Raw genomic sequence first — 672 nt, 5'->3', positions numbered from 1 at the left:
CCGTTACCTCGCCGCCGTGTCCGCGTTGCCACTCCATCGATTTCGAGGGCGTCGTGGTGCCGCCGTTGATGCCCAGCCCCCTGGCCCTGGGGCAGATGCTGGCGCAGGGCTTGCCACGTTGAAACCGGCTTTGGCTTTGTACGAAAATTGCCTGCGCTCGCCGACTTTTCGTAGAAAACCTAGTATGTTGAATCCTGAATGAAACCGGGCTCGCCGCCCCGGCGGGCCTTTTGTGTCCTTCGCTCAGGAGCCCTTCATGACCGCTCGTCCGGCCGCTCTGGTCACCGGCGGCGCGCTCCGCCTCGTCACGGGAACGGTTGTAGTGCAGGGCGATAGCGTAGCCGCGAGCGGCGAGATGACTGGCGAAGAAGCGACCGACGCGAGTGGCGCCGCCGAGGCCATCCGCCAGGCCGGGGGCGCGTGCGAGTGCTTTACCTGCGACTTTCACGGCGATGATGTCGAGGCGCTGATTCCGCGTGTCGTCGAACGCTTCCCGGGCCTGGCATTGCTGGTCAACAGTGCCTCGGCCTATGCGCCCGGCGAGCTGCGCGAAACGAGCCGCGAAACGCTCGAGGAACAGTTCTCGGTCAACCTGTTCGCGCCGTTTCTGCTCGGCAAGCGCTTTTCACTCGCCGTGGAGGCGGGGGCGATCGTCAACATCGTCGACTCGAC

Annotated in this window: 1 protein-coding gene; it reads left to right on the top strand. The window is 65.0% G+C overall.

The window, feature by feature from the left end; translation table 11 throughout:
* Positions 1-256: 256 nt before the first annotated feature.
* On the top strand, positions 257-672 hold a 416-nt coding region (locus D0901_RS20800), incomplete at its 3' end, for an SDR family NAD(P)-dependent oxidoreductase (protein ID WP_129142189.1).

The organism is Modicisalibacter coralii, assembly GCF_004117855.1.
GTDB classification, from domain to species: Bacteria; Pseudomonadota; Gammaproteobacteria; order Pseudomonadales; family Halomonadaceae; genus Modicisalibacter; species Modicisalibacter coralii.
This window is presented reverse-complemented; position numbering and strand designations above follow the sequence as displayed.